The following is a 3817-nucleotide window of genomic DNA, read 5'->3' as shown; positions in this document are numbered from 1 at the left end:
GTTGACGATATTGCCCCACTGGTCCGAGCCGCCCATCTGCAGCAGGCAGCCGTAGCGGCGGTTCAGTTCGAGGAAGTCATAGGCCTGCAGGATCATGTAGTTGAATTCGAGGAAGGACAGCGATTGCTCGCGATCCAGCCGCGATTTCACGCTCTCGAAGGACAGCATCCGGTTGACCGAGAAATGCCGCCCGATATCGCGTAGGAATTCGAGGTAGTTCAGCCCGTCGAGCCATTCCGCGTTGTTCAGCATGAGCGCATCGGTCGGTCCGTCGCCGTAATCGAGGTATTTCGCGAAGACCTGCTTCATCCCGGCGATGTTTTCGTCGATCGCTTCGGGCGTCAGCAGCGGGCGCTCATCGGAGCGGAACGACGGATCGCCGACCTTCGTGGTGCCGCCGCCCATCAGGGTAATCGGCTTGTGGCCGGTCTTTTGCAGCCAGCGCAGCATCATGATCTGGATCAGCGAGCCGACATGCAGCGACTTCGCCGTCGCGTCGAAGCCGATATAGCCCGGCACGACCCCCTTCGCCAAAGCCTCGTCCAGCCCCTGATAATCCGTGCAGTCGGCCAGAAAGCCCCGCTCGATCATCACGCGCATGAAGTCTGATTTCGGATGGTAGGTCATCGTGCTTGTTCCTTTCGTCTGAGCGTGCGTATATCGGGGCAGGCGACGAGAGGGAAGCCATGTTGAAATCCGGGCCGGTCTGGGCAGTTGGCGCCATGTCGGGCACGTCCTTGGACGGGGTGGACGCGGCGCTCGTTTTGACCGACGGAACCCGGATTCTCGATTTCGGCCGCAGCGACTACCGCCCCTATACCGAGGCCGAGCGTGCGACGCTCCACGCAGCTCTCGGGCATTGGCCCGGAGAGGCGGGGGTGGAGGACGCCTGCGAGGTGGTCGAGACCGCCCATGCGGAACTGCTCAGCGGATTGGGAGAGGCGCAGGTCGTGGGGTTTCACGGCCAGACGCTCGCCCATGATCCTTACGGAATGCAGGGCCCGCGCCGCACCCATCAGGCCGGCGACGGCTCGGTTCTGGCCGAAGTGCTGTCGCGCCCGGTGGTCTGGGATTTCCGCTCCACCGATGTGGAGATGGGCGGGCAGGGCGCGCCGCTCGCGCCGTTCTTCCATTTCGCCTGCGCGAAATACGCCAAGCTCGACGCGCCGGCGGTGTTTTTGAACCTCGGCGGCGTCGGCAATGTTACTTGGGTCGATCCGCGTCAGCCCTCGGCCGAGGTGCCGGGTGCGGTGCTGGCCTTCGACACCGGCCCCGCCAACGCGCCGATCAACGACCTGATGCGGCTGCGGCGCAAGGCCGAGTTCGATGCGGGGGGCGAATTGGCGTTGGCGGGCCGCGTTGACGAGGCAGTGGTCGAGACCTTCCTGACGCATCCCTATTTCCTGAAGATGCCGCCCAAATCGCTCGACCGGAACGATTTCCACGACATCCTGACCCGCGTCGCGGAGCTGGACGATGCCGATGCGGCAGCCACGCTGACCGCCTGTGCCGCAGCCTCGGTCGCGCGCGCGGGGGAGCATTACCCGACGCCGCCGAAAGCGATCTATGTCTGCGGCGGCGGGCGGCTCAACACCGCGCTGATGGTGGCGTTGCAGCGGCGCATGAACGTGCCGGTACAGCCGGTCGAGGATATCGGGCTCGATGGCGACATGCTCGAGGCGCAGGCCTTCGCCTATCTCGCGGTGCGGGTCGCGCGCGGCATGGCGACCTCGGGACCGTCCACGACCGGGGTCTCGGCGCTGATCGGCGGCGGCAAGGTCTCGCGGCCCGGCTAAATTCACATCACTTGACGCCGATCATGCCGCGCCGCGGCGCAAGGCGCTAGGATTGGCCTCATTGAAGAGGGTAGTCCGATGTCTGAAACTCCAACCGATCCCTGTCCCACGCCGCAGGCGCGCAAGCAGGCCCCGTTCTCGAACCGGGCCGCCGCGGTCTTCCTCGCGGGGCTCAGCTTCGTCGTCATGGTTATCTCCGGCCTCGTCGTCAGCATCGCGCCCTCGGGCCGGGTGGCGCGGGATATCGACTGGTCGCTCCTCGCGCTGAACCGCGCCGATTGGGAGCTGTTGCACTTCGCGATGGGGGTGCTCTTCATCTTCGCCGGTATCTGGCACATCAAGCTGCACTGGCCGGTGATCCGCAACCTGCTGTGGTCGGCAGCGGCGCAGACGCTGTGTCACCGGCGCGAACTGGCGCTGGCGGTCGGGCTGGTGGGCGCGGTGATCGTGCTGACGCTGCTCTGGTGGCCGCCGATCAGCTGGCTCGATCAGCTGGCCGGCTGGGCGAGTATCGGGCTCTGGTGATCAGCGGGGGATATCGAAGCCTCTCGGGGCCAGCTCGAACCCCTCGAAGCGAAAGCCCGGCGAGACGGTGCAGCTGACGAGGCTCCATGCCCCGGTCGAGCGCGCGGATTGCCACTGGCCCGCGGGCACGATCCCCTGCGGTTGATCGCCGCCAAGCACGTCGGGGCCCAACAGCAATTCCAGCACCGGCCCTGCCTCCTGCGGTGCGATATCGAGCTGCACCGGCGCGCCTGCGTGGAAATGCCAGATCTCGGTCGCGTCCACCCGGTGCCAATGGCTGCGCTCGCCCGCCTTGAGCAGGAAATAGATGCAGGTGCCCGAAGGACGCGCGCCGTCTGCGGCCTCCGCCTCCCAGGTCTGGCGGTAATGTCCGCCCTCGGGATGGGGCGCGAGACCGAGGGCTTCGATGATCGCGTCGGCCTCACTCATGCGAAAAGCTCCTTCGCCAGCGTCTCGAAATCGGGCGCGATCGCGTCCCATTCCTCGCTCGCCACAAGGTCCTTGTCCTGAGCGGGCCCGTATTCGGTGGGGCGCGGCACGAAAGCGGTCTGCAGCCCCAAGGTCCGGGCGGCTGCGAGATCGTCGTTATGCGCGGCCACCATCATCACCTCTTCGGGCGGCAGGCGCAGCGCGGCGCAGGAGGCCAGATAGACCTCGGGCTTGGGCTTGTAGTCGCGCGCAATATCCGCGCCCAGGATGCAATCCCACGGCAGCCCCGCATGGCGCGCGAGCCGCGTCATCAGCGCGATGGACCCGTTGGAACAGGGCGCGATGATCGCATGGCGCTTCAGCGCGTGAAGGCCGCCGACCACATCGGGCCAAGGGCTGAGCCGCTCCCAGACATGCGACAGGCTGTCGGGCGCCGAGACCGCGAAGCGCTTGGCCACCCGGTGCAGGTTCTCGCGATGCAGGTCGTCGAGCGCCACATAGCCGCGCCCGCCCTCGCGGATACGCCGCATCGCAGGATCGTATTCGGCGCGCCACGCATCTGCGAAGGCAAGGGAATCGATCCCGGGAAAGGCGATCTCCACCTCATGCGCGACCGAGTTACGCCAATCGACACAGGTGCCGAACACATCGAAAATCAGAGCCTTGATCATGGCCCGACAGTGACGCGGATCGCGGCGCGGCGCAATCGCCCCTTCGGCTTGGCTCAAATATCCTCGCCGAAGGCGAAACGAAAACCCCCGGCGAAGCGCGTGCTCCGCCGGGGGCTTGGGTGTCTCAATTCAAGACGCGCTCAGCGCAGGATCGAGCGACCCGCATATTCCGCGGTCTCACCCAGCGATTCCTCGATACGGATCAGCTGGTTGTAGTTGGCCAGGCGATCCGAACGCGCCAGCGAGCCGGTCTTGATCTGGCCGCAGTTGGTGGCGACGGCGAGGTCGGCGATGGTCGCGTCCTCGGTCTCGCCCGAACGGTGGCTCATCACGCTGGTGTAGCCGGCGCGCGTGGCGATATCGACCGCCTGCAGCGTTTCGGTCAGCGTGCCGATC

The 3817-nt window shown here is 66.2% G+C and carries 5 protein-coding genes and 1 pseudogene; 2 read left to right on the top strand and 4 right to left on the bottom strand.

The genetic code is table 11. The features are described 5' to 3' along the window. Window positions 1–627: tyrosine--tRNA ligase (tyrS, locus tag B3D39_RS03695; RefSeq protein WP_286789393.1), on the bottom strand; the 627-nt coding region annotated here is incomplete at its 3' end. A gap of 59 nt (window positions 628–686) precedes the next feature. Between tyrS and B3D39_RS03690 the strand changes: the two genes are divergently transcribed. Both B3D39_RS03690 and B3D39_RS03685 read left to right on the top strand, forming a co-directional pair. Continuing rightward, on the top strand, window positions 687–1796 hold the full coding sequence (locus B3D39_RS03690) for an anhydro-N-acetylmuramic acid kinase (RefSeq protein WP_286789392.1): 1110 nt from the start codon (window positions 687–689) through the stop codon (window positions 1794–1796). Window positions 1797–1874: 78 nt separating this feature from the next. Continuing rightward, window positions 1875–2321, top strand: coding sequence for a DUF4405 domain-containing protein (locus tag B3D39_RS03685; RefSeq protein WP_286789391.1), 447 nt, complete (start codon window positions 1875–1877; stop codon window positions 2319–2321). Here B3D39_RS03685 and B3D39_RS03680 read toward each other — a convergent pair whose 3' ends face one another. From B3D39_RS03680 to eno, 3 genes and pseudogenes are all read right to left on the bottom strand, one after another. Continuing rightward, window positions 2322–2750: a cupin domain-containing protein gene (locus B3D39_RS03680; RefSeq protein ID WP_078541337.1), complete on the bottom strand. Its 429-nt coding sequence runs from the start codon at window positions 2748–2750 to the stop codon at window positions 2322–2324. It abuts the gene before it with no gap. Continuing rightward, complete coding sequence (locus B3D39_RS03675; protein ID WP_286789390.1) at window positions 2747–3478, bottom strand: haloacid dehalogenase type II; 732 nt, start codon at window positions 3476–3478, stop codon at window positions 2747–2749. The genes B3D39_RS03680 and B3D39_RS03675 overlap by 4 nt, the downstream gene beginning before the upstream one ends. A gap of 83 nt (window positions 3479–3561) precedes the next feature. Then, window positions 3562–3817, bottom strand: a pseudogene (gene eno / locus B3D39_RS03670) (phosphopyruvate hydratase); the annotation flags it as partial.

This window comes from Thioclava sp. UBA3469 (genome assembly GCF_002378135.1).
Classification (GTDB): domain Bacteria; phylum Pseudomonadota; class Alphaproteobacteria; order Rhodobacterales; family Rhodobacteraceae; genus Thioclava; species Thioclava sediminum.
This window is presented reverse-complemented; position numbering and strand designations above follow the sequence as displayed.